This is a genomic window from Neobacillus sp. CF12 (assembly GCF_030348765.1).
Lineage (GTDB): Bacteria > Bacillota > Bacilli > Bacillales > Cytobacillaceae > Neobacillus.
The window spans coordinates 3,663,793-3,689,175 of record NZ_JAUCEU010000007.1 but is presented as its reverse complement, the minus strand read 5'-3'; the positions used below and the strand labels follow the sequence as shown (position 1 = coordinate 3,689,175).

General features: G+C 39.9%; 32 protein-coding genes and 1 other annotated feature. All 32 genes read left to right on the top strand.

What is annotated here, in order from left to right:
* The first annotated feature begins 10 nt into the window (after nt 1-10).
* The 32 genes from secE to rplR all read left to right on the top strand — a co-directional run bounded on the left by secE (nt 11) and on the right by rplR (nt 25,377).
* Nucleotides 11-193, top strand: a complete 183-nt coding sequence (secE, locus tag QUG14_RS17575) for a preprotein translocase subunit SecE (RefSeq protein WP_289341771.1) — start codon at nt 11-13, stop codon at nt 191-193.
* Nucleotides 194-327: 134 nt separating this feature from the next.
* A complete protein-coding gene (gene nusG, locus QUG14_RS17570) occupies nt 328-861 on the top strand; it encodes a transcription termination/antitermination protein NusG (RefSeq protein ID WP_289341770.1) in 534 nt (177 codons plus the stop codon).
* A gap of 193 nt (nt 862-1,054) precedes the next feature.
* Nucleotides 1,055-1,480, top strand: coding sequence for a 50S ribosomal protein L11 (gene rplK, locus QUG14_RS17565; protein WP_026565509.1), 426 nt, complete (start codon nt 1,055-1,057; stop codon nt 1,478-1,480).
* A gap of 119 nt (nt 1,481-1,599) precedes the next feature.
* The gene (gene rplA, locus QUG14_RS17560) at nt 1,600-2,298 is read left to right on the top strand and encodes a 50S ribosomal protein L1 (RefSeq protein WP_289341768.1); all 699 of its coding nucleotides are present in this window, start codon (nt 1,600-1,602) and stop codon (nt 2,296-2,298) included.
* Between the two features lie 54 nt (nt 2,299-2,352).
* Nucleotides 2,353-2,495: a sequence feature (ribosomal protein L10 leader region), on the top strand.
* 33 nt (nt 2,496-2,528) lie between these two features.
* Nucleotides 2,529-3,029 (top strand): 50S ribosomal protein L10, encoded by a 501-nt coding sequence (gene rplJ, locus QUG14_RS17555; protein WP_289341767.1) that lies wholly within the window; start codon nt 2,529-2,531, stop codon nt 3,027-3,029.
* A 54-nt stretch (nt 3,030-3,083) separates the two neighbouring features.
* Nucleotides 3,084-3,443, top strand: a complete 360-nt coding sequence (rplL, locus tag QUG14_RS17550; RefSeq protein ID WP_289341765.1) for a 50S ribosomal protein L7/L12 — start codon at nt 3,084-3,086, stop codon at nt 3,441-3,443.
* A gap of 138 nt (nt 3,444-3,581) precedes the next feature.
* Nucleotides 3,582-4,181: a class I SAM-dependent methyltransferase gene (locus tag QUG14_RS17545; RefSeq protein WP_289341764.1), complete on the top strand. Its 600-nt coding sequence runs from the start codon at nt 3,582-3,584 to the stop codon at nt 4,179-4,181.
* 262 nt (nt 4,182-4,443) lie between these two features.
* On the top strand, nt 4,444-8,004 hold the full coding sequence (gene rpoB / locus QUG14_RS17540) for a DNA-directed RNA polymerase subunit beta (protein WP_289341763.1): 3,561 nt from the start codon (nt 4,444-4,446) through the stop codon (nt 8,002-8,004).
* Between the two features lie 69 nt (nt 8,005-8,073).
* On the top strand, nt 8,074-11,673 hold the full coding sequence (rpoC, locus tag QUG14_RS17535; RefSeq protein WP_289341762.1) for a DNA-directed RNA polymerase subunit beta': 3,600 nt from the start codon (nt 8,074-8,076) through the stop codon (nt 11,671-11,673).
* A 156-nt stretch (nt 11,674-11,829) separates the two neighbouring features.
* A complete protein-coding gene (locus QUG14_RS17530; protein WP_289341761.1) occupies nt 11,830-12,078 on the top strand; it encodes a 50S ribosomal protein L7ae-like protein in 249 nt (82 codons plus the stop codon).
* Between the two features lie 103 nt (nt 12,079-12,181).
* Nucleotides 12,182-12,604 carry a 30S ribosomal protein S12 gene (gene rpsL / locus QUG14_RS17525; protein ID WP_026565517.1) on the top strand — a complete coding sequence of 141 codons (423 nt, stop codon included), beginning with the start codon at nt 12,182-12,184 and terminating at the stop codon, nt 12,602-12,604.
* Nucleotides 12,605-12,646: 42 nt separating this feature from the next.
* Nucleotides 12,647-13,117: a 30S ribosomal protein S7 gene (rpsG, locus tag QUG14_RS17520; protein WP_289341759.1), complete on the top strand. Its 471-nt coding sequence runs from the start codon at nt 12,647-12,649 to the stop codon at nt 13,115-13,117.
* 47 nt (nt 13,118-13,164) lie between these two features.
* Nucleotides 13,165-15,246 (top strand): elongation factor G, encoded by a 2,082-nt coding sequence (gene fusA / locus QUG14_RS17515; RefSeq protein ID WP_289341758.1) that lies wholly within the window; start codon nt 13,165-13,167, stop codon nt 15,244-15,246.
* Between the two features lie 127 nt (nt 15,247-15,373).
* Nucleotides 15,374-16,561 (top strand): elongation factor Tu, encoded by a 1,188-nt coding sequence (gene tuf / locus QUG14_RS17510; RefSeq protein WP_289341757.1) that lies wholly within the window; start codon nt 15,374-15,376, stop codon nt 16,559-16,561.
* Nucleotides 16,562-17,414: 853 nt separating this feature from the next.
* Nucleotides 17,415-17,723, top strand: coding sequence for a 30S ribosomal protein S10 (gene rpsJ, locus QUG14_RS17505; protein ID WP_289341755.1), 309 nt, complete (start codon nt 17,415-17,417; stop codon nt 17,721-17,723).
* Nucleotides 17,724-17,760: 37 nt separating this feature from the next.
* On the top strand, nt 17,761-18,387 hold the full coding sequence (gene rplC, locus QUG14_RS17500) for a 50S ribosomal protein L3 (protein WP_289341754.1): 627 nt from the start codon (nt 17,761-17,763) through the stop codon (nt 18,385-18,387).
* A 29-nt stretch (nt 18,388-18,416) separates the two neighbouring features.
* Entirely contained in the window at nt 18,417-19,040 is a 624-nt protein-coding gene (gene rplD / locus QUG14_RS17495) for a 50S ribosomal protein L4 (protein WP_179161260.1), read from the top strand.
* Nucleotides 19,040-19,324 carry a 50S ribosomal protein L23 gene (gene rplW / locus QUG14_RS17490; RefSeq protein WP_034676080.1) on the top strand — a complete coding sequence of 95 codons (285 nt, stop codon included), beginning with the start codon at nt 19,040-19,042 and terminating at the stop codon, nt 19,322-19,324. Before rplD ends, rplW begins: the two co-directional genes overlap by 1 nt.
* A 30-nt stretch (nt 19,325-19,354) precedes the next feature.
* A complete protein-coding gene (rplB, locus tag QUG14_RS17485) occupies nt 19,355-20,185 on the top strand; it encodes a 50S ribosomal protein L2 (protein WP_289341752.1) in 831 nt (276 codons plus the stop codon).
* Nucleotides 20,186-20,245: 60 nt separating this feature from the next.
* Nucleotides 20,246-20,524, top strand: a complete 279-nt coding sequence (gene rpsS / locus QUG14_RS17480) for a 30S ribosomal protein S19 (protein ID WP_095250620.1) — start codon at nt 20,246-20,248, stop codon at nt 20,522-20,524.
* Nucleotides 20,525-20,541: 17 nt separating this feature from the next.
* A complete protein-coding gene (gene rplV, locus QUG14_RS17475) occupies nt 20,542-20,883 on the top strand; it encodes a 50S ribosomal protein L22 (RefSeq protein ID WP_289341750.1) in 342 nt (113 codons plus the stop codon).
* 3 nt (nt 20,884-20,886) lie between these two features.
* Nucleotides 20,887-21,543 carry a 30S ribosomal protein S3 gene (gene rpsC, locus QUG14_RS17470; RefSeq protein WP_289341749.1) on the top strand — a complete coding sequence of 219 codons (657 nt, stop codon included), beginning with the start codon at nt 20,887-20,889 and terminating at the stop codon, nt 21,541-21,543.
* 1 nt (nt 21,544) lies between these two features.
* Entirely contained in the window at nt 21,545-21,979 is a 435-nt protein-coding gene (rplP, locus tag QUG14_RS17465; protein ID WP_289341748.1) for a 50S ribosomal protein L16, read from the top strand.
* Entirely contained in the window at nt 21,969-22,169 is a 201-nt protein-coding gene (gene rpmC, locus QUG14_RS17460; RefSeq protein WP_034676094.1) for a 50S ribosomal protein L29, read from the top strand. The genes rplP and rpmC overlap by 11 nt, the downstream gene beginning before the upstream one ends.
* Before the next feature lie 22 nt (nt 22,170-22,191).
* Complete coding sequence (gene rpsQ, locus QUG14_RS17455) at nt 22,192-22,455, top strand: 30S ribosomal protein S17 (protein WP_034676097.1); 264 nt, start codon at nt 22,192-22,194, stop codon at nt 22,453-22,455.
* 40 nt (nt 22,456-22,495) lie between these two features.
* Nucleotides 22,496-22,864 (top strand): 50S ribosomal protein L14, encoded by a 369-nt coding sequence (gene rplN, locus QUG14_RS17450; RefSeq protein WP_034676100.1) that lies wholly within the window; start codon nt 22,496-22,498, stop codon nt 22,862-22,864.
* Nucleotides 22,865-22,899: 35 nt separating this feature from the next.
* Nucleotides 22,900-23,208 carry a 50S ribosomal protein L24 gene (rplX, locus tag QUG14_RS17445; RefSeq protein ID WP_090767644.1) on the top strand — a complete coding sequence of 103 codons (309 nt, stop codon included), beginning with the start codon at nt 22,900-22,902 and terminating at the stop codon, nt 23,206-23,208.
* A 28-nt stretch (nt 23,209-23,236) separates the two neighbouring features.
* Nucleotides 23,237-23,776, top strand: a complete 540-nt coding sequence (gene rplE / locus QUG14_RS17440; protein WP_289341747.1) for a 50S ribosomal protein L5 — start codon at nt 23,237-23,239, stop codon at nt 23,774-23,776.
* Between the two features lie 24 nt (nt 23,777-23,800).
* The gene (locus QUG14_RS17435) at nt 23,801-23,986 is read left to right on the top strand and encodes a type Z 30S ribosomal protein S14 (RefSeq protein ID WP_034676107.1); all 186 of its coding nucleotides are present in this window, start codon (nt 23,801-23,803) and stop codon (nt 23,984-23,986) included.
* A 29-nt stretch (nt 23,987-24,015) separates the two neighbouring features.
* A complete protein-coding gene (gene rpsH, locus QUG14_RS17430; RefSeq protein ID WP_289341746.1) occupies nt 24,016-24,414 on the top strand; it encodes a 30S ribosomal protein S8 in 399 nt (132 codons plus the stop codon).
* A gap of 31 nt (nt 24,415-24,445) precedes the next feature.
* On the top strand, nt 24,446-24,982 hold the full coding sequence (gene rplF, locus QUG14_RS17425) for a 50S ribosomal protein L6 (protein WP_289341745.1): 537 nt from the start codon (nt 24,446-24,448) through the stop codon (nt 24,980-24,982).
* A gap of 32 nt (nt 24,983-25,014) precedes the next feature.
* Entirely contained in the window at nt 25,015-25,377 is a 363-nt protein-coding gene (rplR, locus tag QUG14_RS17420) for a 50S ribosomal protein L18 (protein WP_289341744.1), read from the top strand.
* Nucleotides 25,378-25,383 lie beyond the last annotated feature (6 nt).

The following is a 25,383-nucleotide window of genomic DNA, read 5'->3' as shown; positions in this document are numbered from 1 at the left end:
GGGTTCAGATATGCAACGCTTAAAGAAATTCTTCAGTGATGTTTTCCGTGAGATGAGAAAAGTTAGTTGGCCAAAGCGTAAGGAACTAACTCGCTATACCATTACTGTTTTAACAACAGTTGCTTTTTTTGCAATATTTTTTGGTGTAATAGATTTAGGGATTTCAGAATTGATTCGGGTAATCCTTGAATAATAATAGGTATTTCATGGTATAATGGTGAATAATACAGGAATTTTCATGTAAAGCCCGTCTAACGGGTTTTTTCATTTGGAAAAAATAATTTTTTTATGAAAGTACGGGGAGGGATGGACGCTTAGTCCTCTTGAATGGAAAAGAATTGGTATGTATTACATACTTACTCAGGTTATGAGAATAAAGTAAAAGCGAATTTAGAAAAACGTGTTGAATCAATGGGTATGACGGATAAGATTTTCCGTGTCGTAGTACCTGAAGAAGAAGAAACTGAAATTAAAAATGGAAAAACGAAAGTGGTTAAACGAAAAGTATTCCCTGGTTATGTTCTTGTTGAAATCGTCATGACAGATGATTCTTGGTATGTTGTCCGGAATACTCCTGGTGTAACTGGATTTGTTGGTTCTGCTGGAGCTGGATCCAAACCAACCCCACTTCTTCCTGAAGAAGTGGTCGGAATTCTAAAACGCATGGGTGTGGATGAAAAACGCATCGATGTTAATTATGAAATCGGTGAAACGGTACGAGTGAAAGAAGGTCCATTTACAAACTTTACAGGATCTGTTGAAGAGATGGACAAAGACAAGGCGAAACTTAAAGTTCTTGTTAATATGTTTGGTCGTGACACCCCGGTAGAACTAGAGTTTTCGCAGATTGAGAAGTTGTAAATTTAAGAAATATAAATAGTAATTTGAAAAAAACTTGAAATCACTTTTAAAAAGTGGTAATATTTCATAGGTCAGTATGTCTCCTGTGAGACTAGACTTTTGATAAGATCTTTATCTTTATATAAAGACAGATACCTGAGTGGGAGGGCAAACACCCTATTACCACATCACGGACTTTAAGGAGGTGTGTCTCGTGGCTAAAAAAGTAATTAAAGTTGTTAAATTACAAATCCCTGCTGGTAAAGCGAATCCTGCACCACCAGTTGGTCCTGCACTAGGTCAAGCCGGTGTTAATATCATGGGATTCTGTAAGGAGTTTAACGCTCGTACAGCAGATCAAGCTGGATTAATCATTCCTGTTGAAATCACGGTTTTTGAAGACCGTTCATTTACATTTATTACGAAAACTCCTCCTGCTGCAGTTCTTTTGAAAGTAGCAGCTGGAATCCAGTCTGGTTCTGGTGAACCAAACCGTAATAAGGTAGCAACAGTTAAGCGTAATACAGTACGCGAGATTGCGGAACAGAAAATGCCTGACCTAAACGCTGCAAGCGTTGAAGCAGCAATGCGCATGGTTGAAGGTACTGCTCGCAGCATGGGAATCGTTATCGAAGACTAATCCATGCAAACTGTTTTTTGTAATGAAGGGGGTTGCGTTATCTACGCAACCTTTATTCGTGGGAGGTAATTCCTGCAAAAGGTTATTCCGTTAAAACCACAATCTAGGAGGAAATAAAAATGGCTAAAAAAGGTAAAAAGTATTTAGAAGCTGCTAAGCTTGTTGATAACACTAAAGCTTACCCAGTAACTGAAGCAATCGAACTTGCAAAGCAAACAAACTACGCTAAATTTGATGCGACATTAGAAGTTGCATTCCGTTTAGGAGTAGACCCTAAGAAAGCTGACCAACAAATTCGTGGTGCTGTAGTACTTCCGAATGGAACTGGTAAGACTCAACGCGTATTAGTATTTGCTAAGGGTGAAAAAGTGAAAGAAGCAGAAGCTGCTGGTGCAGATTATGTTGGCGATGCAGAATACATCACTAAAATCCAACAAGGTTGGTTTGATTTTGATGTAATCGTAGCTACTCCTGACATGATGGGTGAAGTTGGTAAGCTTGGTCGTACATTAGGACCAAAAGGTTTAATGCCAAACCCTAAAACTGGTACTGTTACATTTGATGTAACTAGAGCTATTAATGAAATTAAAGCAGGTAAAGTTGAGTACCGTGTTGATAAAGCTGGAAACATCCACGTTCCAATCGGTAAATCATCTTTCGAAAACGAAAAACTTGTTGAGAACTTCAAAACAGTATTCGAAACAATGATCAAAGTTAAGCCTGCAGCTGCAAAGGGAACATACATGAAGAACGTTACTGTTACTTCAACAATGGGACCTGGTGTGAAGGTTGATCCTTCATCCGTTACAGTTAAGTAATTTTTTACCAATTGACAAATATAGATACATTTTATATAATCTATTTTGTTGTTTAAAATATAAACATTTGTACTGAAGACAGCAGGGGCTTATTAGCTTAATATCCTGCCGAGGTAATGCGATAATCGGCTGAATCATTCGGCTATTGTATGCACCTCCATGTCTTTCCTTTGATGTGGAGGTTTTACTTTGCCTGGTATAAATGTAGAGAATCTACAGGAGGTGTAAAGATGAGCAGCGTAATTGAACAAAAGATTCAAATCGTTGATGAAATAACAGCTAAGTTAAAAGCTAGTGTTTCAACAATCGTAGTTGACTACCGTGGACTAACTGTTGCTGAATTAACTGAACTTCGTAAGCAACTTCGTGAAGCTGGTATCGACTTCAAAGTTTACAAAAACTCTATGACTCGTCGTGCGGCTGATGCAGCTGAACTTTCAGAGTTAAATGCAGCATTAACTGGTCCGAACGCAATTGCGTTCAGCACAGCAGATGTAGTAGCACCTGCAAAAATTCTTAACGACTTTGCGAAAAAGCATGATGCACTTGAAATTAAAGCTGGTGTAATCGAAGGCAATGTAGCAACAGTTGAAGAGGTTAAAGCACTTGCAGAATTACCTTCACGCGAAGGATTGCTTTCTATGCTACTCAGCGTACTACAAGCTCCAATCCGCAACCTTGCTCTTGTTACAAAGGCAGTTGCAGAACAAAAAGAAGAACAAGGCGCGTAAGTTAGAACTTATCGCTTAAAAATAACGGAATGAAAACTAAGGAGGAAAATTAAAATGACTAAAGAACAAATCATTGAAGCAGTTAAATCTATGACTGTTTTAGAACTTAACGACCTAGTAAAAGCAATCGAAGAAGAATTCGGCGTAACTGCTGCTGCTCCAGTAGCAATGGGTGGCGCGGCTGTTGCAGCTGTTGAAGAGCAAACTGAATTTGATGTAATCCTTGCTAGCCCTGGAGATCAAAAAATTAAAGTTATCAAAGCAGTACGTGAAATCACTGGTCTTGGTCTTAAAGAAGCAAAAGATCTTGTTGACAACACACCAAAGCCTGTTAAAGAAGGCGTATCTAAAGAAGAAGCTGAAGAACTTAAAGCTAAGCTTGCTGAAGTTGGAGCTAACGTTGAAGTTAAGTAATAACCTTATAGGAAAGCTCGCTGTATAAGCGAGCTTTTTTTGACTTATTTAAAAGCGGAAGTACCCTTAGTGCTAAAGCTGGATAGATTTTTTTCCTCGATAGCCTCATTAATTAACACTCCTCAGGAGGTGAGCTTATTGTCTGAACATTACTATTCCCGTACCCAAAAGGTTCAAAGTGATCCGAAATATTGGGAATTTACCTTAAGGAATCAGTTATTTCGTTTTAAAACGGATAATGGAGTATTTTCGAAGAAGGAAGTAGATTTTGGCTCCCGCGTATTAATAGATGTTTTTAAAATGCCTGAAGTGGACGGACCTATTCTAGATGTAGGATGCGGTTACGGTCCAATTGGCCTTTCAATAGCAAAAGATTATCCAGAACGCATTGTACATATGATTGATGTCAACGAACGGGCTATAGAACTAGCGAAGAATAATGCCGAGCAAAATTCAGTACGCAATGTTGATATTTATGAAAGTGATACTTTGACAAATGTGAAGGAATCAAACTTTGCTGCTATTTTAACAAATCCTCCTATTAGAGCAGGTAAAAAGACAGTTCATGCTATTTTTAAACAAAGTCATGAGCATTTAGTCGCCTATGGTGAACTTTGGGTTGTTATTCAAAAGAAGCAAGGTGCACCTTCTGCGATTGAAAAATTAAAAGAGTTATTTACCACAGTAGAAACGATTGACAAGTCGAAAGGTTATTTTATTATTAGGGCAGTAAAATAGTTGACTTGAATTTGTCAAGTGTGTTAGCATTATAAAATGCCATCATAATATTTTCCGAATTATTCCTGAAAATACTTATTTTATTAGTATAAAATCGGTTTGAGACGGAAAAGATGACAAAATAATAGTCAAAATGTGAAAATGTGGTTTTTTAAGAATAAAAACCCTTTTTCTTTTTTTGTCTGATGAAGGATCTCTTTTGTCCTTACATAAGACCAAAATATATGTTTTATAAAAACGCTTGATTTGAGGGGTGAATCAGTTGACAGGTCAACTAGTTCAGTATGGACGACACCGCCAACGAAGAAGTTACGCACGAATCAGTGAAGTTTTAGAATTACCAAATCTTATTGAAATCCAAACCTCTTCATATCAATGGTTTCTTGATGAGGGATTGCGTGAAATGTTCCAGGATATTTCACCGATTGAAGACTTTACTGGTAACCTATCACTAGAATTTATTGATTACAGCCTTGGCGAACCAAAGTATTCTGTTGCGGAATCGAAAGAGCGAGACGTTACATATTCTGCACCATTGCGTGTTAAAGTACGTCTTGTAAACAAAGAAACAGGCGAAGTAAAAGACCAAGATGTTTTTATGGGTGATTTTCCACTCATGACTGAAACGGGAACGTTTGTCATCAATGGGGCAGAACGTGTAATCGTTTCTCAGTTAGTACGTTCTCCGAGCGTATATTTTAGTGGAAAACTTGATAAAAACGGAAAAAAAGGATTTACAGCTACTGTAATTCCGAACCGCGGCGCTTGGCTTGAATATGAAACAGACGCCAAAGATGTCGTATATGTCAGAATAGATCGTACTCGGAAACTGCCCGTTACGGTTCTTTTGCGTGCACTTGGGTTCGGCTCTGATCAAGAAATCATTGAATTGATTGGAGATAATGAGTACATTCGAAATACTCTTGAAAAGGACAACACCGAAGGAGTAGAAAAAGCGCTTCTAGAAATTTATGAGCGTCTGCGTCCGGGTGAGCCTCCAACCGTTGATAACGCAAAGAGTTTATTGGTTTCAAGATTCTTTGATCCAAAGAGATATGACCTGGCAAACGTAGGTCGTTATAAAATCAACAAGAAACTTCATATTAAGAATCGTCTATTTAACCAACGCTTAGCTGAATCACTTGTTGATCCTGAGACTGGTGAAATCATAGCAGAAAAAGGAACGCTGCTTGATCGGAGAAATCTTGATCGAATCATTCCTGCTCTGGAAAAAGATATTAACTTCAAAGGCTTTAATCCAGTTGGCGGTGTAGTAGAAGAAGAAATCATTCTTCAAGGAATTAAAATCTATGCACCAAATGACGATGGTGAAAAAGTAATTAATGTATTAGGTAATGCCTATGTTGCAGAGCCAATTAAGAATATTACACCTGCTGATATTATTTCATCAATCAGTTATTTCTTTAACTTATTGCATGGTGTTGGTGATACGGATGATATTGACCATTTAGGAAACAGACGTCTTCGTTCTGTTGGCGAATTGCTTCAAAATCAATTCCGAATTGGATTATCTCGTATGGAGCGTGTGGTACGTGAGAGAATGTCGATTCAAGATACTGCCACCATTACACCACAGCAGTTAATCAACATTCGTCCTGTTATTGCTTCAATTAAAGAGTTCTTCGGAAGCTCACAGTTATCACAATTTATGGATCAAACGAATCCGCTTGCTGAATTAACACATAAGCGTCGTTTATCTGCATTAGGACCTGGTGGATTAACACGTGAACGTGCAGGATTTGAAGTACGTGACGTTCACTACTCACACTATGGCCGTATGTGTCCGATTGAAACACCAGAGGGACCAAACATTGGTTTGATCAACTCACTTTCATCATTTGCAAAGGTAAATCGTTTTGGCTTCATTGAAACTCCATATCGCCGGATTGATCCTGATACTGGAAAAGTTACAAGTCGAATTGATTACTTAACTGCAGATGAAGAGGATAACTATGTTGTAGCACAGGCGAATTCTCGCCTAGGTGATGACGGTACATTCCTTGATGAAGATGTTGTAGCCCGTTTCCGTGGTGAAAACACGGTTGTAAAACGTGACCGTATCGACTATATGGATGTATCTCCTAAACAGGTTGTTTCCGCGGCGACAGCATGTATTCCGTTCCTTGAAAATGATGACTCTAACCGAGCATTGATGGGTGCAAACATGCAGCGTCAAGCCGTGCCACTTTTACAGCCAGAAGCACCAAGAGTTGGAACAGGAATGGAATACGTTTCTGGTAAAGACTCAGGAGCAGCGGTTATTTGTAAGCATGAAGGAATCGTAGAGCATGTTGAAGCACGTGAGGTTTGGGTACGTCGAATCAATACAGTCGATGGTCAAGAAGTTAAAGGTGACCTTGATAAATATAAAATGTTGAAGTTCATTCGTTCTAATCAGGGAACATGTTACAATCAACGCCCAATTGTTGCTGTGGGTAACCGCGTAACGAAAGGTGAGATTCTAGCAGATGGTCCTTCTATGGAATTAGGTGAACTTGCTCTAGGTCGTAACGTTTTAGTTGGCTTCGTTAACTGGGATGGTTACAACTATGAGGATGCGATCATCATGAGTGAACGCCTTGTAAAAGATGATGTTTATACTTCTATTCATATTGAAGAATATGAATCAGAATCACGTGATACAAAGCTTGGACCAGAAGAAATTACTCGTGACATTCCGAATGTAGGGGAAGATGCGCTGCGTAATTTGGATGAGCGTGGAATTATTCGTACTGGTGCAGAAGTAAAAGACGGTGATTTACTTGTTGGTAAAGTAACGCCAAAAGGTGTTACTGAACTGACAGCTGAAGAGAGATTGCTTCACGCTATCTTTGGTGAAAAAGCACGAGAAGTTCGTGATACATCACTAAGAGTTCCACATGGCGGCGGCGGTATTGTTCTTGATGTTAAAGTCTTTAATCGAGAAGACGGCGATGAGTTACCACCAGGTGTGAATCAGCTTGTACGTGTATATATTGTTCAGAAGCGTAAGATTCATGAAGGGGATAAAATGGCGGGTCGTCATGGTAATAAAGGGGTTATCTCTCGTATATTGCCTGAAGAAGATATGCCGTATTTACCAGATGGTACCCCGATTGATATTATGTTGAATCCTTTAGGGGTTCCTTCACGTATGAACATCGGTCAGGTGCTTGAACTACATTTAGGAATGGCAGCAAGAGCTCTTGGAATTCATGTTGCATCACCAGTATTTGATGGTGCGCGTGAAGAAGATGTTTGGGGAACAATTGAAGAAGCAGGAATGGCTGGTGACGCAAAAACAGTACTATATGATGGCCGATCCGGTGAACCGTTCGATAACCGTGTATCTGTAGGTGTCATGTATATGATTAAACTTGCTCACATGGTTGATGATAAACTCCATGCCCGCTCAACTGGACCATACTCACTTGTTACGCAGCAGCCACTTGGCGGTAAAGCGCAATTTGGCGGTCAGCGTTTCGGAGAGATGGAGGTTTGGGCACTTGAAGCCTACGGTGCTGCATATACGCTTCAAGAAATCTTAACTGTTAAATCAGATGACGTGGTTGGTCGTGTGAAAACATATGAAGCCATTGTAAAAGGTGAAAATGTTCCGGAACCAGGGGTTCCAGAATCATTCAAAGTATTAATAAAAGAACTTCAGAGTCTTGGTATGGATGTGAAAATCCTATCGGGTGATGAAAAAGAAATAGAAATGCGTGATACGGAAGATGACGATGACTTACAGCAAGTTGACACATTAAACATCGTACCGGAAACGCAGGCATTTGAATCTGAGAAGGTTGGTTCAAAGGAATAAGACTTAGCTAAAAGCGCCTAAGTGCGCTTTTAGCTAATGATTGTCTAGATAGAAAGGGAGGTAGGCCCCTTGCTTGATGTTAATAATTTTGAGTATATGAAGATTGGCTTGGCATCACCTGATAAAATTCGTTCTTGGTCTTTTGGAGAAGTAAAAAAGCCAGAGACTATTAACTATCGTACATTGAAGCCTGAAAAGGATGGTTTATTCTGTGAGAGAATTTTTGGTCCAACAAAGGACTGGGAATGTCACTGTGGAAAATATAAACGTGTCCGTTACAAAGGTGTTGTATGTGACCGATGTGGTGTTGAAGTAACACGTGCAAAGGTTCGTCGTGAACGTATGGGTCATATTGAGCTTGCAGCTCCTGTCTCTCATATTTGGTATTTTAAAGGCATTCCTAGCCGGATGGGACTAGTTTTAGATATGTCTCCTAGGGCTTTAGAAGAAATTATTTATTTTGCTTCCTATGTTGTTACTGAATCAGGAGATACAGCTCTTGATAAGAAACAACTTTTATCAGAAAAAGAATATCGTGCATACCGTGAAAAGTACGGAAATAAGTTCCAGGCTGCAATGGGTGCAGAAGCAATTAAAAAGCTTCTTTCTGATATCGATTTAAATAAAGAAGTTGACGCATTAAAAGAAGAACTAAAATCTGCTCAAGGTCAGCGTCGTACACGTGCGATTAAGCGTCTTGAAGTGTTGGAAGCATTCCGTAATTCTGGGAATGAACCATCATGGATGATTCTTGATGTTCTTCCTGTAATTCCTCCAGAACTTCGTCCAATGGTTCAGTTGGATGGAGGAAGATTTGCAACATCTGATTTAAATGATCTTTACCGTCGAGTAATCAATCGGAATAATCGTTTAAAGCGTTTATTGGATCTAGGTGCACCAAGCATCATCGTTCAAAACGAAAAGCGGATGCTTCAAGAAGCAGTAGATGCATTAATTGATAATGGTCGTCGTGGACGTCCAGTAACAGGTCCGGGTAACCGTCCATTAAAGTCACTTTCTCATATGTTAAAAGGAAAGCAAGGCCGTTTCCGTCAGAACTTACTCGGTAAACGTGTTGACTATTCTGGTCGTTCTGTTATCGTTGTTGGTCCAAACTTAAAAATGTATCAATGTGGTCTTCCTAAAGAAATGGCTCTTGAGTTATTTAAGCCATTCGTTATGAAGGAACTAGTAGAAAAAGGGTTAGCCCATAATATCAAATCTGCAAAACGTAAGATCGAAAGAGTATCTCCTGAAGTATGGGATGTACTTGAAGATGTTATTCGTGAGCATCCGGTTCTATTAAACCGTGCCCCAACTCTACATAGACTTGGGATTCAGGCATTTGAACCTACACTTGTTGAAGGAAGAGCGATTCGCCTTCATCCACTAGTATGTACTGCATACAACGCGGACTTCGATGGTGACCAAATGGCTGTTCACGTTCCACTTTCGTCTGAAGCGCAAGCAGAAGCTAGGCTTTTGATGCTCGCTGCCCAAAACATTTTGAACCCTAAAGATGGTAAGCCAGTTGTTACACCTTCCCAGGATATGGTACTAGGTAACTATTACCTTACTCTTGAAAGAGAAGGCGCTATCGGAGAGGGAATGATTTTTAAAGATACAAATGAAGCGTTAATCGCATATCAAAATGGCTATGTTCATCTGCACACCCGTGTTGCTGTCCATGCTGGTTCATTAGGGAACGAAACACTAACGGAAGACCAAAATAATAAGTTACTGATTACTACTGTTGGTAAACTTATATTTAATGAAATTCTTCCGAAATCATTCCCATATATCAACGAACCTACTAGACAAAACCTAGAAGTGGAGACACCTGCAAAGTACTTTGTAGAAAAAGGTGAAGATGTTCCGGCTAGAATTAAAGAAATGCCATTAGTAGATCCGTTCAAGAAAAAAATCCTTGGTAATATTATTGCCGAAGTATTTAAGCGATTCAAAATTACTGAAACGTCTAAAATGCTAGACCGTATGAAGGACTTAGGATTTAAATATTCTACAAAAGCAGGTATTACAGTTGGTGTTGCAGACATCGTCGTATTACCTGAAAAGCAAGAAATCCTCCACGAGGCTCAAAGCAAAGTAGATAACGTCATGAAGCAATTCCGTCGTGGTCTAATTACAGAAGAGGAACGTTATGACCGTGTAATTGCCATTTGGAGTGCAGCGAAGGATACCATCCAAGGAAAACTGATGCAATCGTTGAATAAAACGAATCCAATTTTCATGATGAGTGATTCTGGAGCGCGTGGTAACGCATCTAACTTTACTCAACTTGCTGGTATGCGTGGATTGATGGCCAACCCGGCAGGACGTATCATTGAATTACCGATCAAGTCAAGTTTCCGTGAAGGTCTAACCGTATTAGAGTACTTTATTTCTACACACGGTGCTCGTAAAGGTCTTGCCGATACAGCATTGAAAACGGCTGACTCTGGTTACTTAACTCGTCGTCTTGTTGATGTTGCTCAAGACGTAATTGTTCGTGAAGATGATTGTGGAACGGACCGTGGTTTATTAATCCGTTCATTAAAGGACGGCACAGAGGTTATTGAAGGATTGGATGAACGCTTAATTGGCCGACATGCTCGTAACCCAATTAGACATCCTGAAACGAGCGAAGTGCTTGTTCCTGAAAATGGACTTATCACTGAGGATCTTGCTGAGTTAATCGTAGGTGCAGGAATCGAAGAAGTTAAAATTCGCTCCGCGTTTACATGTAATACCCGTCATGGTGTATGTAAAAAGTGTTATGGCCGTAACCTGGCTACAGGTCAAGAAGTTGAGGTTGGGGAAGCAGTTGGTATTATTGCAGCCCAATCAATTGGTGAACCTGGTACACAGTTAACCATGCGTACATTCCATACAGGCGGGGTTGCGGGAGACGATATCACGCAAGGTTTACCGCGTATTCAAGAAATATTTGAGGCCCGTAATCCTAAAGGGGTTGCAGTCATTTCTGAAATTGATGGTGTGGTTGTTGGAATTAATGAAGGTCGTGATCGCCAGCATGAAATTATTGTTCAAGGCGATATTGAATCACGTACTTATAACGCTCCATATACAGCACGCCTGAGAGTAGCAGTTAATGATCACGTTGTTCGTGGTGAGGAATTAACGGAAGGTTCAATAGATCCTAAAGAGTTGATTAGAGTAAAAGATGTAACTGCTGTTCAAGAGTACTTGTTACGTGAGGTTCAAAAGGTATACCGTATGCAGGGTGTTGAAATTGGAGATAAGCACGTAGAGGTAATGGTTCGTCAGATGATGCGTAAGGTTCGTGTAAGTGATGCAGGTGAAACGGATGTACTTCCTGGTACACTCCTTGATATTCACCAATTCACCGATGCAAACGAAAAAGCATTGTTAGCCGGTAAGTTACCAGCTACTGGCCGTCCAGTACTTCTTGGTATTACCAAAGCATCACTTGAAACAGATTCATTCTTGTCTGCAGCATCTTTCCAAGAAACAACAAGAGTTCTTACTGATGCAGCGATCAAAGGGAAGCGCGATGAATTACTCGGCTTAAAAGAGAATGTTATTATCGGTAAACTAGTTCCAGCTGGAACAGGAATGCAGCGTTACCGCAAAGCAGAACCTATTTTAAGGGACACAACTTCCGAAGAAACAGTCGCAATTGATTAAATGCTAATATTGTGCGGTACCCGCTAACAAGCGTGTACCGCATTTTATAGAAATAGTATTTAAATAAAAATTGAAAGTCTTGTTGACATCTATTTTAGAAGATGGTATTATATCAAAGGTGCTCCTATTCACCTGATACTTTGGAGGATATGATTAATGTCTTATGAAAAAGTATGCCAGGCAACTAAGATTATTATAGGAACTAAACAAACAGTAAAAGCACTGAAGGATGGAACTGCAAATGAGCTGATTATTGCAAGCGATGCTGATACGAAAGTAACAGCCGTTGTAGTAAAACAAGCTCAAGAAGTGAACGTCCCAATCATCTATGTAGACTCGATGAAAAAACTCGGGAAAGCATGTGGAATAGAAGTTGGTGCTTCAACTGTAGCAATTATCAGTTAAAAACTGTTTTTGTAGATAGAAGATCTGCAAAAACTTTGTTTTTGCACAAAAATGAACCACCTGGATGTGTGGGCTTACAAATAATGAAGGGAGGAAAAGTAACATGCCAACTATTAATCAATTAGTGCGCAAGCCTCGTCAATCAAAAGAGGAAAAGTCAAAATCACCTGCGCTTAATAAAGGTTATAACAGCTTCAAGAAATCACAAACTAATGTATCTTCACCACAAAAACGCGGAGTATGTACTCGTGTTGGTACAATGACTCCAAAGAAACCGAACTCAGCGTTACGTAAATATGCTCGTGTACGTTTGACAAACGGTATTGAGGTGACTGCATACATTCCTGGTATTGGTCACAACCTTCAAGAACATAGTGTTGTTCTTATTCGTGGAGGACGTGTAAAAGACTTACCAGGGGTACGTTATCACATCGTACGTGGTGCTCTTGATACGGCTGGTGTAAACAACCGTATGCAAGGTCGTTCTAAATATGGTACTAAGAGACCAAAAGCAGCTAAGAAATAATTACAGTATAAATAGAAAGCTTGTTTGAAAGGAGGAAATATAATGCCACGTAAAGGTCCTGTAGCAAAAAGAGACGTGTTACCAGATCCACTTTACAACTCAAAGTTAGTTACTCGTCTTATCAATAAAATGATGGTTGACGGTAAAAGAGGAAAATCACAAGAAATTCTTTACTCAGCGTTTGAAACGATTCGTGAGCGCTCTGGCAAAGAACCAATGGAGATTTTCGAAGCAGCAATGAAAAATATCATGCCAGTACTTGAGGTAAAAGCACGCCGTGTAGGTGGAGCAAACTATCAAGTACCAATCGAGGTGCGCCCTGACCGACGTACAACTCTTGGTCTTCGCTGGTTAGTAAACTATGCGCGTCTTCGCGGTGAGAAAACAATGGAAGAGCGTTTAGCGAATGAAATCATGGATGCAGCTAACAACACTGGTGCATCTGTTAAAAAGCGTGAAGATACACACAAAATGGCAGAAGCAAACAAAGCGTTTGCTCACTACCGTTGGTAGAATTACCTTTAATATAAAAACTTTCATACTAGGAAGGAGAAAGACCCATGGCAAGAGAGTTCTCCTTAGCAAACACTCGTAATATTGGTATCATGGCACATATTGATGCTGGTAAAACGACGACAACTGAGCGTGTTCTTTATTACACTGGTAAAATCCATAAAATCGGTGAAACACATGAAGGTGCTTCACAGATGGACTGGATGGAACAAGAACAAGAACGCGGAATCACCATTACATCGGCAGCAACTACTGCACAATGGAAAGGTCACCGTGTAAACATCATTGATACACCGGGACACGTAGACTTCACAGTTGAAGTTGAACGTTCCCTTCGTGTTCTTGATGGAGCAGTGGCTGTTCTTGATGCGCAGTCTGGTGTTGAACCTCAAACTGAAACAGTTTGGCGTCAAGCGACTACGTACGGTGTACCACGTGTTGTGTTTGTTAACAAAATGGACAAAATCGGTGCAGATTTCTTGTATTCTGTAAGAACAATACATGATCGTTTGCAAGCGAATGCCCACCCTATTCAATTACCTATCGGTGCTGAAGATGAATTTTCTGCAATCATTGACCTTGTAGAAATGAATGCAGTATTCTACAGTAACGATTTAGGTACTGACATTGAAGTACGTGAGATTCCTGAAGAACATCGCGCACTTGCTGAAGAGTGGCATGAAAAGTTAGTAGAAGCAGTAGCAGAACTAGATGAAGAGTTAACAGAAAAATACCTTGGTGGCGAAGAAATCACTAAAGAAGAGCTAAAAGCAGCTATTCGTAAAGGTACTGTAAATGTTGAATTCTATCCTGTTATTTGTGGATCTGCTTTCAAAAACAAAGGTGTTCAGTTAATGTTAGATGCTGTTATTGATTACCTTCCATCTCCACTAGATGTACCTGCAATCAAGGGGCATGCTCCGGATGATGATGAAGAAGTCCTAGAACGTCATTCAAGTGATGAAGAGCCGTTTGCAGCTCTAGCATTTAAGGTTATGACTGACCCTTATGTTGGTAAATTAACGTTCTTCCGTGTTTACTCTGGTACTTTAGAATCTGGATCATATGTTCAGAACTCTACTAAAGGAAAACGTGAACGTGTAGGACGTATCCTACAAATGCATGCAAACAGCCGTCAAGAAATCTCTAAGGTTTTTGCTGGGGACATTGCTGCAGCTGTAGGTTTGAAAGATACAACTACTGGTGACACACTTTGTGATGATAAGAATCTAGTTATTCTTGAGTCTATGAATTTCCCTGAGCCAGTAATTCAACTTTCTGTTGAACCAAAATCAAAAGCAGACCAAGATAAAATGACAACTGCACTTCAAAAGCTTCAAGAAGAAGATCCAACTTTCCGTGCACATACTGACCAGGAAACTGGACAAGTTATTATCGCCGGTATGGGAGAACTACATCTTGATATCTTAGTTGATCGTATGCGTCGTGAATTCAAGGTAGAAGCTAACGTAGGTGCCCCACAGGTTGCTTATCGTGAAACTTTCCGTGGATCTGCACAAGTTGAAGGTAAGTTCGCACGTCAATCTGGTGGTCGTGGACAATATGGACACGTTTGGATTGAATTCTCACCAAATGAAGAAGGAAAAGGTTTCGAATTCGTGAACGGTATCGTAGGTGGTGTTGTTCCTCGTGAATACATTCCTGCAGTTCAAGCCGGTCTTGAAGATTCCTTGAATCGTGGTGTTCTTGCTGGATATCCTTTAGTTGATATTAAAGCTAGATTGTTTGATGGTTCATACCATGATGTCGATTCATCTGAAATGGCATTTAAGATTGCTGCATCAATGGCTCTTAAAAACGCTGCTTCAAAATGTAGTCCTGTAATCCTAGAGCCTATGATGAGGGTAGAAGTTGTAATCCCTGAAGAGTATCTAGGTGATATTATGGGACAAATCACTGCACGCCGTGGTCGTGTAGAAGGTATGGAAGCACGTGGTAACGCACAAGTAGTTCGTGCTCAAGTTCCACTTTCAGAAATGTTTGGTTATGCAACAGCACTTCGTTCTAGTACACAAGGTCGTGGAGTATTCTCTATGCACTTTGATCACTATGAAGAAGTACCAAAATCTGTTTCTGAAGAAATTATCAAAAAAAATAAAGGTGAATAATTGATTTTCACCTTTTAATAAAGTATAACTACTTATGTAAGAATGGAAACTGTGAGAGTGGGACAGCCCTGTTTACAGTTTCCATAAAATATACTTAACTTTTATATATTAAAGGAGGACTTTCCTAATGGGTAAAGCTAAATTCGACCGTTCAAAGCCACACGTAAACATTGGTACAATTGGTCACGTTGACCACGGTAAAACTACTCTAACTGCTGCAATCACTTCTGTACTTGCTAAAACAGGTAAAGCAGAAGCTCGCGCATATGATCAAATTGATGGTGCTCCAGAAGAAAAAGAGCGTGGAATCACAATCTCAACTGCACACGTTGAGTATGAAACTGATGCTCGTCACTATGCACACGTAGACTGCCCAGGACACGCTGACTATGTTAAAAACATGATCACTGGTGCTGCTCAAATGGACGGCGGTATCTTAGTTGTTTCTGCAACTGACGGTCCAATGCCACAAACTCGTGAACACATTCTTCTTTCTCGTCAGGTAGGCGTACCTTACCTTGTTGTATTCATGAACAAGTGTGATATGGTTGATGATGAAGAACTTCTTGAATTAGTAGAAATGGAAATTCGTGATCTATTATCAGAATACGACTTCCCAGGTGATGACACTCCAGTTATCAAAGGATCTGCTCTTAAAGCATTAGAGGGCGAAGCTGCATGGGAAGAAAAAATCTATGAACTAATGAGCGCGGTTGATGAGTGGATTCCAACACCTGCTCGTGACACTGAAAAGCCTTTCATGATGCCAGTTGAGGATGTATTCTCAATCACTGGTCGTGGAACTGTTGCTACTGGACGTGTTGAGCGTGGAGTAGTTAAAGTTGGGGACGTAGTTGAAATCGTAGGTTTCACTGAAGAGCCAAAATCTACAACTGTAACAGGTGTAGAAATGTTCCGTAAGCTTCTTGACTTTGCTGAAGCTGGAGACAACATCGGTGCATTACTTCGTGGTGTTGCACGTGAAGAAATCGAGCGTGGTCAAGTATTGGCTAAGCCGAAATCAATCACTCCACACTCAAAGTTCAAAGCACAAGTTTATGTATTATCAAAAGAAGAAGGTGGACGTCATACTCCATTCTTCACTAACTACCGTCCACAATTCTATTTCCGTACTTCTGATATTACTGGTATTTGTAATCTTCCAGAAGGCGTAGAAATGGTTATGCCTGGCGACCACATCGAAATGATCGTTGAACTAATTGCTCCAGTAGCAATTGAAGAAGGTACAAAGTTCTCTATCCGTGAAGGCGGACGTACTGTAGGTTCAGGTTCAATCACAACTATCACTGAATAATAGTTCAAAAAGCAGCTGGGTGACGATCCAGTTGCTTTTTTTGTCGTTAAAGAAATTTATCTATACGTTAGACTTGTTGATAATTATATGGAAATTTAGCTTTAATTTCTCTTAATAAGCACAAAACCTTTAGTAGCCCTCAGAGATTTATCCTCAAAATCCACTATTAAGGACGAATATTTAGGAAGTGATCTGTGATTTGTCCCCAAACCCATTATTAAGGACAGATTTTTGAGAAGTGATCTGTGATTTGTCCTTAAGGCACACTATTAAGGACAGATCTTTGGGAAGTAGACTGGGGTTTGTCCTTAAGGCCCACTATTAAGGACAGATCTTTAGGATGTGCACTGTGATTTGTCCTTAAGAACCACTATTAAGGACAAATCTTTAATTAGCCCACTTCCTTATGTCTCCAAGCACCAAAAAATCAAATAAGAAAGCAATTTTATATTTTATCTCTATGAATTGGTAAGAGGAAAGCCTAAAGTGGTAAACAACAAACAAGTTTAATAATGGCAAACCAGAGTATACGAGTTTCTTCTATATATATAACTCATCAAATATTCAATTAATAAAGCGCTATTAAAGGTTATTTCTGGAGAATGATAATATCTATTGAAATTGTATAGACTGGTCGCTATAATAATAAAAGTGTGCTAAACGTAACAAAAAAGAAATTAATAAAAAATGTTGCGTTTGCCTAAACATTTATGTATAATAGACAATGTTGGTCTTTGACTGCGATGATGTGAAAGGTTGCTGACACACCCGGCCGCTTTGCCATGGCGAGTGTGTGGGAAATTTTCACTGAGAATGTCTATTTTAAAAATAGGCGAATAAAGGAGGGAAAATAATGGCAAAACAAAAGATTCGTATCCGTTTAAAAGCTTATGACCACAGAATTCTTGATCAATCAGCAGAAAAAATCGTAGAAACAGCAAAGCGTTCAGGTGCAGCCGTTTCTGGTCCGATTCCACTTCCGACTGAAAAATCTATCTACACAATTCTTCGTGCGGTTCATAAGTATAAGGATTCACGTGAGCAGTTCGAACAACGGACACACAAGCGTCTAATCGATATTGTTAACCCAACTCCACAAACAGTTGATGCGTTAATGCGTTTAGATTTACCGTCCGGTGTTGACATCGAAATTAAACTTTAAAAAATAAATAAACAAATTATCAGGAGGTGTGACTTAAATGACCAAAGGAATCTTAGGAAGAAAGATTGGTATGACTCAAGTATTTGCAGAAAACGGCAACTTAATTCCAGTTACTGTAGTTGAGGCTGCTCAGAACGTAGTTCTTCAGAAAAAATCAGTTGAAAGCGACGGTTACGAAGCTGTTCAAATCGGATTTGAAGACAAACGTGAAAAGTTAGCTAACAAACCAGAAAAAGGACATGTTGCTAAAGCAAACACTGCTCCTAAGCGCTTCGTACGCGAATTCAGCGGGGTTGACGTTACAGGATATGAAGTTGGTCAAGAAGTCAAAGTTGATATTTTCGCTGCAGGCGATGTTGTAGATGTAACAGGAATCTCTAAGGGTAAAGGTTTCCAAGGTGTAATCAAGCGTCACGGACAATCACGCGGACCAATGGCCCACGGTTCACGTTACCACCGTCGTCCTGGTTCAATGGGACCTGTAGCTCCAAACCGAGTATTCAAAGGTAAATTATTACCTGGTCGTATGGGTGGAGAACAAATTACTGTTCAAAATCTAGAAATCGTTAAGGTTGATGTTGAGCGTAACATTCTATTAATTAAAGGTAACGTTCCAGGACCTAAAAAAGCATTACTAAAGATTAAAACTGCGGTTAAAGCGTAATATCTTCATAAGAAAGGAGGAGCAAAAGAATGCCTAAAGTTTCATTATTTAACCAAAACGGATCACAAGTTGGTGAAATCGAACTTAATGAATCAGTATTTGGTATCGAGCCTAACCAACACGTATTATTTGAAGCGATTGTTATGCAAAGAGCTTCATTACGCCAAGGAACTCATAAAGTAAAAGTTCGTTCGGAAGTACGCGGCGGTGGACGTAAACCATGGCGTCAAAAAGGAACTGGTCGTGCTCGTCAAGGGTCTATCCGTTCTCCACAATGGCGCGGAGGTGGTACTGTATTCGGTCCAACACCACGCAGCTACAGCTACAAATTACCTAAAAAGGTACGTCGCTTAGCGATCAAATCTGCACTATCTTCTAAAGTACTAGAAGAGAATGTATTAGTTTTAGAAAGCCTAGCTTTCGATGCTCCAAAAACAAAAGATTTCAAAACAGTTTTAGGTGGTCTTTCAGTTGAGAAGAAAGCACTTATCGTTACTGCTGACCTAGATGAAAATGTAGCACTTTCTGCACGTAATATTCCTGGTGTAACAGTTGTAACTGCTGATGGAATCAATGTATTGGATGTAGTTAATCATGATAAGTTAATCATGACGAAAGCTGCAGTTGAAAAAGTAGAGGAGGTGCTTGCATAATGGATGCACGCGATATCATTAAGCGCCCCGTTATCACTGAACGTTCTACTGACCTAATGGCTGAAAAGAAGTATACGTTTGAAGTTGATGTGAGAGCTAACAAAACTCAAGTTAAAGATGCGATTGTTGAGATCTTTGGCGTTGAAGTTGAAAAAGTTAACATCATGAACTATAAAGGTAAATTTAAGCGCATGGGTAAATTCGGTGGTTACACAAACAAACGCCGTAAAGCTATTGTTAAACTAACAGCTGATAGCAAAGAAATCGAATTCTTTGAAGCATAATAAAAACTAACAAGAAGAGGAGGGAATAAAATGGCGATAAAAAAGTACAAACCTACCTCTAATGGTCGTCGCGGTATGACAGTTTCTGATTTCGCTGAAATCACAACTAGCACCCCAGAAAAATCTCTATTAGCACCTTTAAAGAGAAAAGGCGGCCGTAATAACCAAGGTAAGTTAACTGTTCGTCATCAAGGTGGCGGCCACAAGCGTTCATACCGTATCATTGACTTTAAACGTAACAAAGATGGCATTCCTGGACGCGTTGCCACTATCGAGTACGATCCAAACCGTTCCGCAAATATAGCATTAATTAATTATGTAGATGGTGAAAAGCGTTATATCCTAGCTCCTAAAAACCTAGTAGTAGGTTTAGAAGTAATGTCTGGCCCAGAGGCAGATATTAAAGTAGGTAATGCATTACCATTAGCAAACATTCCAGTTGGTACTGTAGTACACAACGTTGAATTAAAACCAGGTAAAGGTGGCCAATTAGTACGTTCTGCTGGTACATCTGCACAAGTTCTTGGTAAAGAAGGAAAATACGTACTTGTACGTTTAAATTCTGGTGAAGTTCGCATGATCCTTGCTGAGTGCCGTGCAACAATCGGTCAAGTAGGTAACGAACAACACGAATTAATTAACATTGGTAAAGCAGGTCGTTCACGTTGGTTAGGCAAACGTCCAACAGTACGTGGATCTGTAATGAACCCTAACGATCACCCACACGGTGGTGGTGAAGGACGTTCACCAATCGGACGTAAATCACCAATGTCTCCATGGGGTAAACCAACTCTTGGATTCAAAACTCGTAAGAAAAAGAACAAATCCGATAAGTTTATTGTACGTCGTCGTAAAAAATAACGGGGTTGAACTACGGTTCAAAGATAGAGCCGTAGGACAATCACGAAGGGAGGTTCATCCATGGGTCGCAGCCTTAAAAAAGGACCATTTGTTGATGATCATTTAATGGTTAAGATCGAAAAGTTAAATGAAACTGAAAGTAAGCAAGTTGTTAAAACTTGGTCACGCCGTTCTACGATCTTCCCACAATTTATTGGCCACACAATCGCTGTTTATGATGGTCGCAAACATGTGCCTGTATATGTTACTGAAGACATGGTAGGACACAAGCTTGGAGAATTTGCTCCAACTCGTGCTTACAAAGGCCATGGTAATGATGATAAGAAAACCAGACGTTAAGAGAGGAGGGCATCCAAATGCAAGCTAAAGCTGTTGCAAGAACAGTTCGTATTGCTCCTCGTAAAGCACGTTTAGTCGTAGATTTAATTCGAGGAAAGCAAGTTGGTGAAGCGGTGGCGATTTTAAATCTCACTCCAAAGTTTGCTTCTCCAATCGTTGAAAAAGTATTAAAATCCGCTGTGGCAAATGCCGAGCACAACTATGAAATGGACGTAAATAACTTGGTAGTAACACAAGCTTTTGTAGATGAAGGACCAACGTTGAAACGTTTCCGTCCACGCGCTATGGGCCGTGCAAGTCAAATTCTTAAACGCACTAGCCACATCACAATCGTTCTATCAGAAAAGAAGGAGGGATAACCTGTGGGTCAAAAAGTAAATCCAGTCGGTTTGCGTATCGGAATCATCAAAGATTGGGAATCTAAATGGTACGCTGGTAAAGACTTCGCTGATCTTTTACACGAAGACCTTAAAATTCGTGAGTACATCACGAAACGTTTGAAGGATGCTTCTGTATCTAAAGTTGAAATCGAACGTGCAGCAAACCGTGTGAATGTAACTGTTCATACTGCTAAGCCTGGTATGGTTATCGGTAAAGGCGGTACTGAAGTTGAAGCACTTCGTAAAGCTTTGAATTCATTAACTAGCAAACGTGTTCACATCAATATCCTTGAAATTAAAAGAGCTGATCTTGATGCGAAATTAGTTGCTGAAAATATTGCTCGTCAATTAGAAAATCGTGTATCTTTCCGTCGTGCACAAAAGCAAGTTATCCAACGTGCTATGCGTGCAGGAGCAAAAGGTATTAAAACAATGGTATCAGGTCGTCTTGGCGGAGCAGATATTGCTCGTTCAGAACACTATAGCGAAGGAACTGTTCCACTTCATACTCTTCGTGCTGATATCGACTATGCTCACGCTGAAGCAGATACCACTTATGGTAAGCTTGGAGTAAAAGTATGGATCTATAAGGGAGAAGTCCTTCCTACTAAGAAGAAACCTGCGGAAGGAGGCAAATAATATGTTATTGCCAAAACGCGTTAAATATCGCCGTCAACACCGTGGAAAAATGCGTGGTAACGCTAAAGGTGGCACTGAAGTAACATTCGGTGAATTCGGCTTACAAGCAACTGAAGCTTCTTGGATCACTAACCGCCAAATTGAAGCTGCCCGTATTGCAATGACACGTTACATGAAACGTGGCGGTAAAGTTTGGATTAAAATTTTCCCACATAAGCCTTATACTGCAAAACCACTTGAGGTGCGGATGGGTTCTGGTAAAGGGGCGCCTGAAGGTTGGGTAGCTGTAGTTAAACCAGGAAAAATTATGTTTGAAATCGCTGGTGTTTCTGAAGAAGTAGCACGTGAAGCACTTCGTCTTGCTATGCACAAACTTCCAGTTAAATGTAAGTTTGTAAAACGTGAAGAAATTGGTGGTGAATCAAATGAGAGCTAATGAAATTAAAGACCTTACCACTGCCGAAATTGAACAAAAAGTTAAATCATTAAAAGAAGAGCTTTTCAACCTTCGCTTCCAATTAGCGACTGGTCAACTTGAAAATACAGCTCGCATTCGTGAAGTACGCAAAGCGATTGCTCGCATGAAAACTGTGATTCGTGAGAGAGAAATCAGCGTTAACAAGTAATAATTGAGAGGAGGTTCACATAATGAGTGAACGTAATCAACGCAAAGTTTACACTGGACGCGTTGTTTCTGACAAAATGGATAAAACCATTACTGTTTTAGTCGAAACTTACAAGAAGCATCCTCTTTACGGTAAACGCGTTAAATACTCTAAAAAGTTCAAAGCACATGATGAGCAAAATGAAGCTAAAATCGGCGATATCGTACGTATCATGGAAACTCGTCCGCTTTCAGCTACAAAACGCTTCCGTTTAGTAGAAGTTACAGAAAAAGCCGTTATTATTTAATTGTTCGGATTAAGTATCATTCCGAAGGGAGGTTACACACATGATTCAACAAGAATCACGTTTAAAAGTTGCTGATAACTCTGGTGCTCGTGAGGTACTTACCATTAAAGTTCTTGGTGGTTCTGGCCGTAAAACTGCGGGTATCGGTGATGTTATCGTATGTACAGTGAAACAAGCAACACCTGGTGGCGTTGTTAAAAAAGGTGACGTTGTTAAAGCCGTTATCGTTCGTACGAAAAGCGGTGCTCGTCGACCTGATGGATCATACATTCGTTTTGATGAGAACGCATGTGTAATTATCAAGGATGATAAGAGCCCACGTGGAACTCGTATCTTCGGACCAGTTGCTCGTGAACTTCGCGATAACAACTTTATGAAAATCGTATCCTTGGCTCCAGAAGTATTATAATTTAAATTCAATTGCCTTTAAGGAGGTGCTTACGAATGCATGTTAAAAAGGGTGACAAAGTAAGAGTTATCTCCGGTAAGGATAAGGGCAAAACAGGAGTAATCCTAGCAGCCTATCCTAAAGATAGCCGTGTACTAGTAGAAGGTGTAAACATCGTGAAAAAACACGCTAAACCTTCTCAAGTGAATCCACAAGGCGGAATTTTGAGCTTTGAGGCACCAATTCATGTATCCAACGTTATGCCTATCGACCCTAAGTCAGGTAACCCAACTCGTGTTGGTTACACAACGGTAGATGGTAAAAAAGTACGCGTAGCAAAATCCGGTGAAGTATTAGATAAATAGTCTAAATTTTAGAAGGGAGGTACTATAAGTGAACCGCCTAAAAGAAAAATTTGTTAAAGAAGTTACTCCTGCTCTTATGAGCAAGTTCAACTATAAATCAGTAATGCAAGTTCCTCAACTTGACAAAATCGTTATTAACATGGGTGTTGGTGATGCAGTAGCAAATGCTAAAGCTTTAGATAATGCTGTTGAAGAACTAGCTACTATTACAGGACAAAAGCCTGTAGTAACTCGTGCTAAGAAATCAATCGCTGGCTTCCGTCTTCGTGAAGGTATGCCGATCGGTGCAAAAGTTACACTTCGCGGTGAGCGCATGTACGAATTCTTGGATAAATTAGTTTCTGTTTCTTTACCTCGTGTTCGTGACTTCCGTGGTGTTTCTAAAAAATCATTCGATGGTCGTGGTAACTATACTTTGGGAGTTAAAGAACAATTAATCTTCCCTGAAATTGATTACGATAAAGTAAGCAAAGTTCGTGGTATGGATATCGTTATCGTTACGACTGCTAACACTGATGAAGAAGCACGTGAACTATTAACTCAATTTGGAATGCCATTCCAAAAGTAATCGTTAAATAATGGAGGCGAAAACGTGGCTAAAAAGTCAATGATTGCGAAACAAAAGCGCACGCCTAAATATGCAGTACAAGAGTATACACGCTGCGAACGTTGTGGCCGTCCACACTCTGTATACCGTAAATTTAAGCTTTGTCGTATTTGTTTCCGTGAATTAGCGTACAAAGGACAAATTCCTGGTGTTAAAAAAGCTAGCTGGTAAAACCCAAGTCTGGGAAGGAGGTAAAAATAATGGTCATGACAGATCCAATTGCTGATTTGCTTACTCGCATTCGTAATGCGAACATGGTGCGTCACGAAAAGTTAGAAGTGCCTGCTTCTAATATTAAAAAAGAAATCGCTGAGATCTTAAAGCGCGAAGGTTTCGTACGTGACGTCGAATTTATTGAAGACAATAAACAAGGTATAATCCGTATTTTCTTGAAGTACGGCTCAAATAACGAACGTGTTATTACTGGTCTTAAGCGCATAAGCAAGCCTGGACTTAGAGTTTATGCAAAATCTAATGAGGTGCCACGCGTCCTTAATGGACTTGGTATTGCATTAGTATCAACTTCAAATGGTGTTATAACTGATAAAGAAGCTCGTGCTAAACAAGTTGGCGGAGAAGTATTAGCTTACGTTTGGTAATATAGTTTCTGAATGAATGGAGGTGCACTTAATGTCTCGCGTAGGAAAAAAACCTATTGAAATCCCTGCAGGTGTTACGGTTACTTTAAATAATAGTACCGTTACTGTTAAAGGACCAAAAGGCGAACTTACTCGCTCTTTTAATCCAGATATCGAAATTAAAGTTGAAGAAAACCTTATTACGATCACTCGTCCAACAGACGTGAAAGAACACCGCGCATTACACGGAACTACTCGTGCCGTAATCGCGAACATGGTCGAAGGTGTTTCTAAAGGCTTTGAAAGAAAATTAGAATTAATCGGGGTTGGGTACCGTGCTCAGAAGCAAGGTAACAAACTTGTATTAAACGTTGGATATTCACATCCAGTTGAAATCGAACCAGAAACTGGTCTTGAAATTGAAGTGCCTACTAATACAAGAATTACTATTAGTGGAACTGACAAAGAACGTGTTGGTGCATTAGCAGCCAACATTCGTCAAGTACGTCCTCCAGAGCCATATAAAGGTAAAGGAATTCGTTACGAAGGCGAATTTGTTCGACGTAAAGAAGGTAAAACTGGTAAGTAATGCCGCATAGGTAAACGAAAGGAGTGACGTAAATGATTACGAAGCTTGACAAAAATGCTAGTCGCAAGAAGAGACATGCTCGTGTTCGTGCGAAACTTAGCGGTACTGCAGCTCGTCCACGTTTAAATGTGTTTCGTTCTAACAAGCATATTTATGCTCAAATAATCGATGACATGAGTGGAGTTACTTTAGCAAGTGCTTCTACTATAGAAAAAGATTTAAACCTTGAATCTACAAGTAATCTTGAAGCAGCTAAGTTAGTCGGAGAATTAGTCGCTAAACGTGCGGTAGAAAAAGGTATCACAGCAGTTGTATTTGACCGTGGTGGATATTTATACCACGGACGTATCCAAGCATTAGCTGATACTGCTCGTGAAAACGGCCTACAATTTTAATAGACA

What these genes read in the sequence shown, in the direction of transcription:
- secE (WP_289341771.1), top strand. Translation starts at nt 11, where the DNA reads ATGCAACGCTTAAAGAAATTCTTCAGTGATGTTTTCCGTGAGATGAGA.
- nusG (WP_289341770.1), top strand. Translation starts at nt 328, where the DNA reads ATGGAAAAGAATTGGTATGTATTACATACTTACTCAGGTTATGAGAAT.
- rplA (WP_289341768.1), top strand. Translation starts at nt 1,600, where the DNA reads ATGGCTAAAAAAGGTAAAAAGTATTTAGAAGCTGCTAAGCTTGTTGAT.
- rplJ (WP_289341767.1), top strand. Translation starts at nt 2,529, where the DNA reads ATGAGCAGCGTAATTGAACAAAAGATTCAAATCGTTGATGAAATAACA.
- rplL (WP_289341765.1), top strand. Translation starts at nt 3,084, where the DNA reads ATGACTAAAGAACAAATCATTGAAGCAGTTAAATCTATGACTGTTTTA.
- QUG14_RS17530 (WP_289341761.1), top strand. Translation starts at nt 11,830, where the DNA reads ATGTCTTATGAAAAAGTATGCCAGGCAACTAAGATTATTATAGGAACT.
- rpsL (WP_026565517.1), top strand. Translation starts at nt 12,182, where the DNA reads ATGCCAACTATTAATCAATTAGTGCGCAAGCCTCGTCAATCAAAAGAG.
- rpsG (WP_289341759.1), top strand. Translation starts at nt 12,647, where the DNA reads ATGCCACGTAAAGGTCCTGTAGCAAAAAGAGACGTGTTACCAGATCCA.
- fusA (WP_289341758.1), top strand. Translation starts at nt 13,165, where the DNA reads ATGGCAAGAGAGTTCTCCTTAGCAAACACTCGTAATATTGGTATCATG.
- tuf (WP_289341757.1), top strand. Translation starts at nt 15,374, where the DNA reads ATGGGTAAAGCTAAATTCGACCGTTCAAAGCCACACGTAAACATTGGT.
- rpsJ (WP_289341755.1), top strand. Translation starts at nt 17,415, where the DNA reads ATGGCAAAACAAAAGATTCGTATCCGTTTAAAAGCTTATGACCACAGA.
- rplC (WP_289341754.1), top strand. Translation starts at nt 17,761, where the DNA reads ATGACCAAAGGAATCTTAGGAAGAAAGATTGGTATGACTCAAGTATTT.
- rplD (WP_179161260.1), top strand. Translation starts at nt 18,417, where the DNA reads ATGCCTAAAGTTTCATTATTTAACCAAAACGGATCACAAGTTGGTGAA.
- rplW (WP_034676080.1), top strand. Translation starts at nt 19,040, where the DNA reads ATGGATGCACGCGATATCATTAAGCGCCCCGTTATCACTGAACGTTCT.
- rplB (WP_289341752.1), top strand. Translation starts at nt 19,355, where the DNA reads ATGGCGATAAAAAAGTACAAACCTACCTCTAATGGTCGTCGCGGTATG.
- rpsS (WP_095250620.1), top strand. Translation starts at nt 20,246, where the DNA reads ATGGGTCGCAGCCTTAAAAAAGGACCATTTGTTGATGATCATTTAATG.
- rplV (WP_289341750.1), top strand. Translation starts at nt 20,542, where the DNA reads ATGCAAGCTAAAGCTGTTGCAAGAACAGTTCGTATTGCTCCTCGTAAA.
- rplP (WP_289341748.1), top strand. Translation starts at nt 21,545, where the DNA reads ATGTTATTGCCAAAACGCGTTAAATATCGCCGTCAACACCGTGGAAAA.
- rpmC (WP_034676094.1), top strand. Translation starts at nt 21,969, where the DNA reads ATGAGAGCTAATGAAATTAAAGACCTTACCACTGCCGAAATTGAACAA.
- rpsQ (WP_034676097.1), top strand. Translation starts at nt 22,192, where the DNA reads ATGAGTGAACGTAATCAACGCAAAGTTTACACTGGACGCGTTGTTTCT.
- rplN (WP_034676100.1), top strand. Translation starts at nt 22,496, where the DNA reads ATGATTCAACAAGAATCACGTTTAAAAGTTGCTGATAACTCTGGTGCT.
- rplX (WP_090767644.1), top strand. Translation starts at nt 22,900, where the DNA reads ATGCATGTTAAAAAGGGTGACAAAGTAAGAGTTATCTCCGGTAAGGAT.
- rpsH (WP_289341746.1), top strand. Translation starts at nt 24,016, where the DNA reads ATGGTCATGACAGATCCAATTGCTGATTTGCTTACTCGCATTCGTAAT.
- rplF (WP_289341745.1), top strand. Translation starts at nt 24,446, where the DNA reads ATGTCTCGCGTAGGAAAAAAACCTATTGAAATCCCTGCAGGTGTTACG.
- rplR (WP_289341744.1), top strand. Translation starts at nt 25,015, where the DNA reads ATGATTACGAAGCTTGACAAAAATGCTAGTCGCAAGAAGAGACATGCT.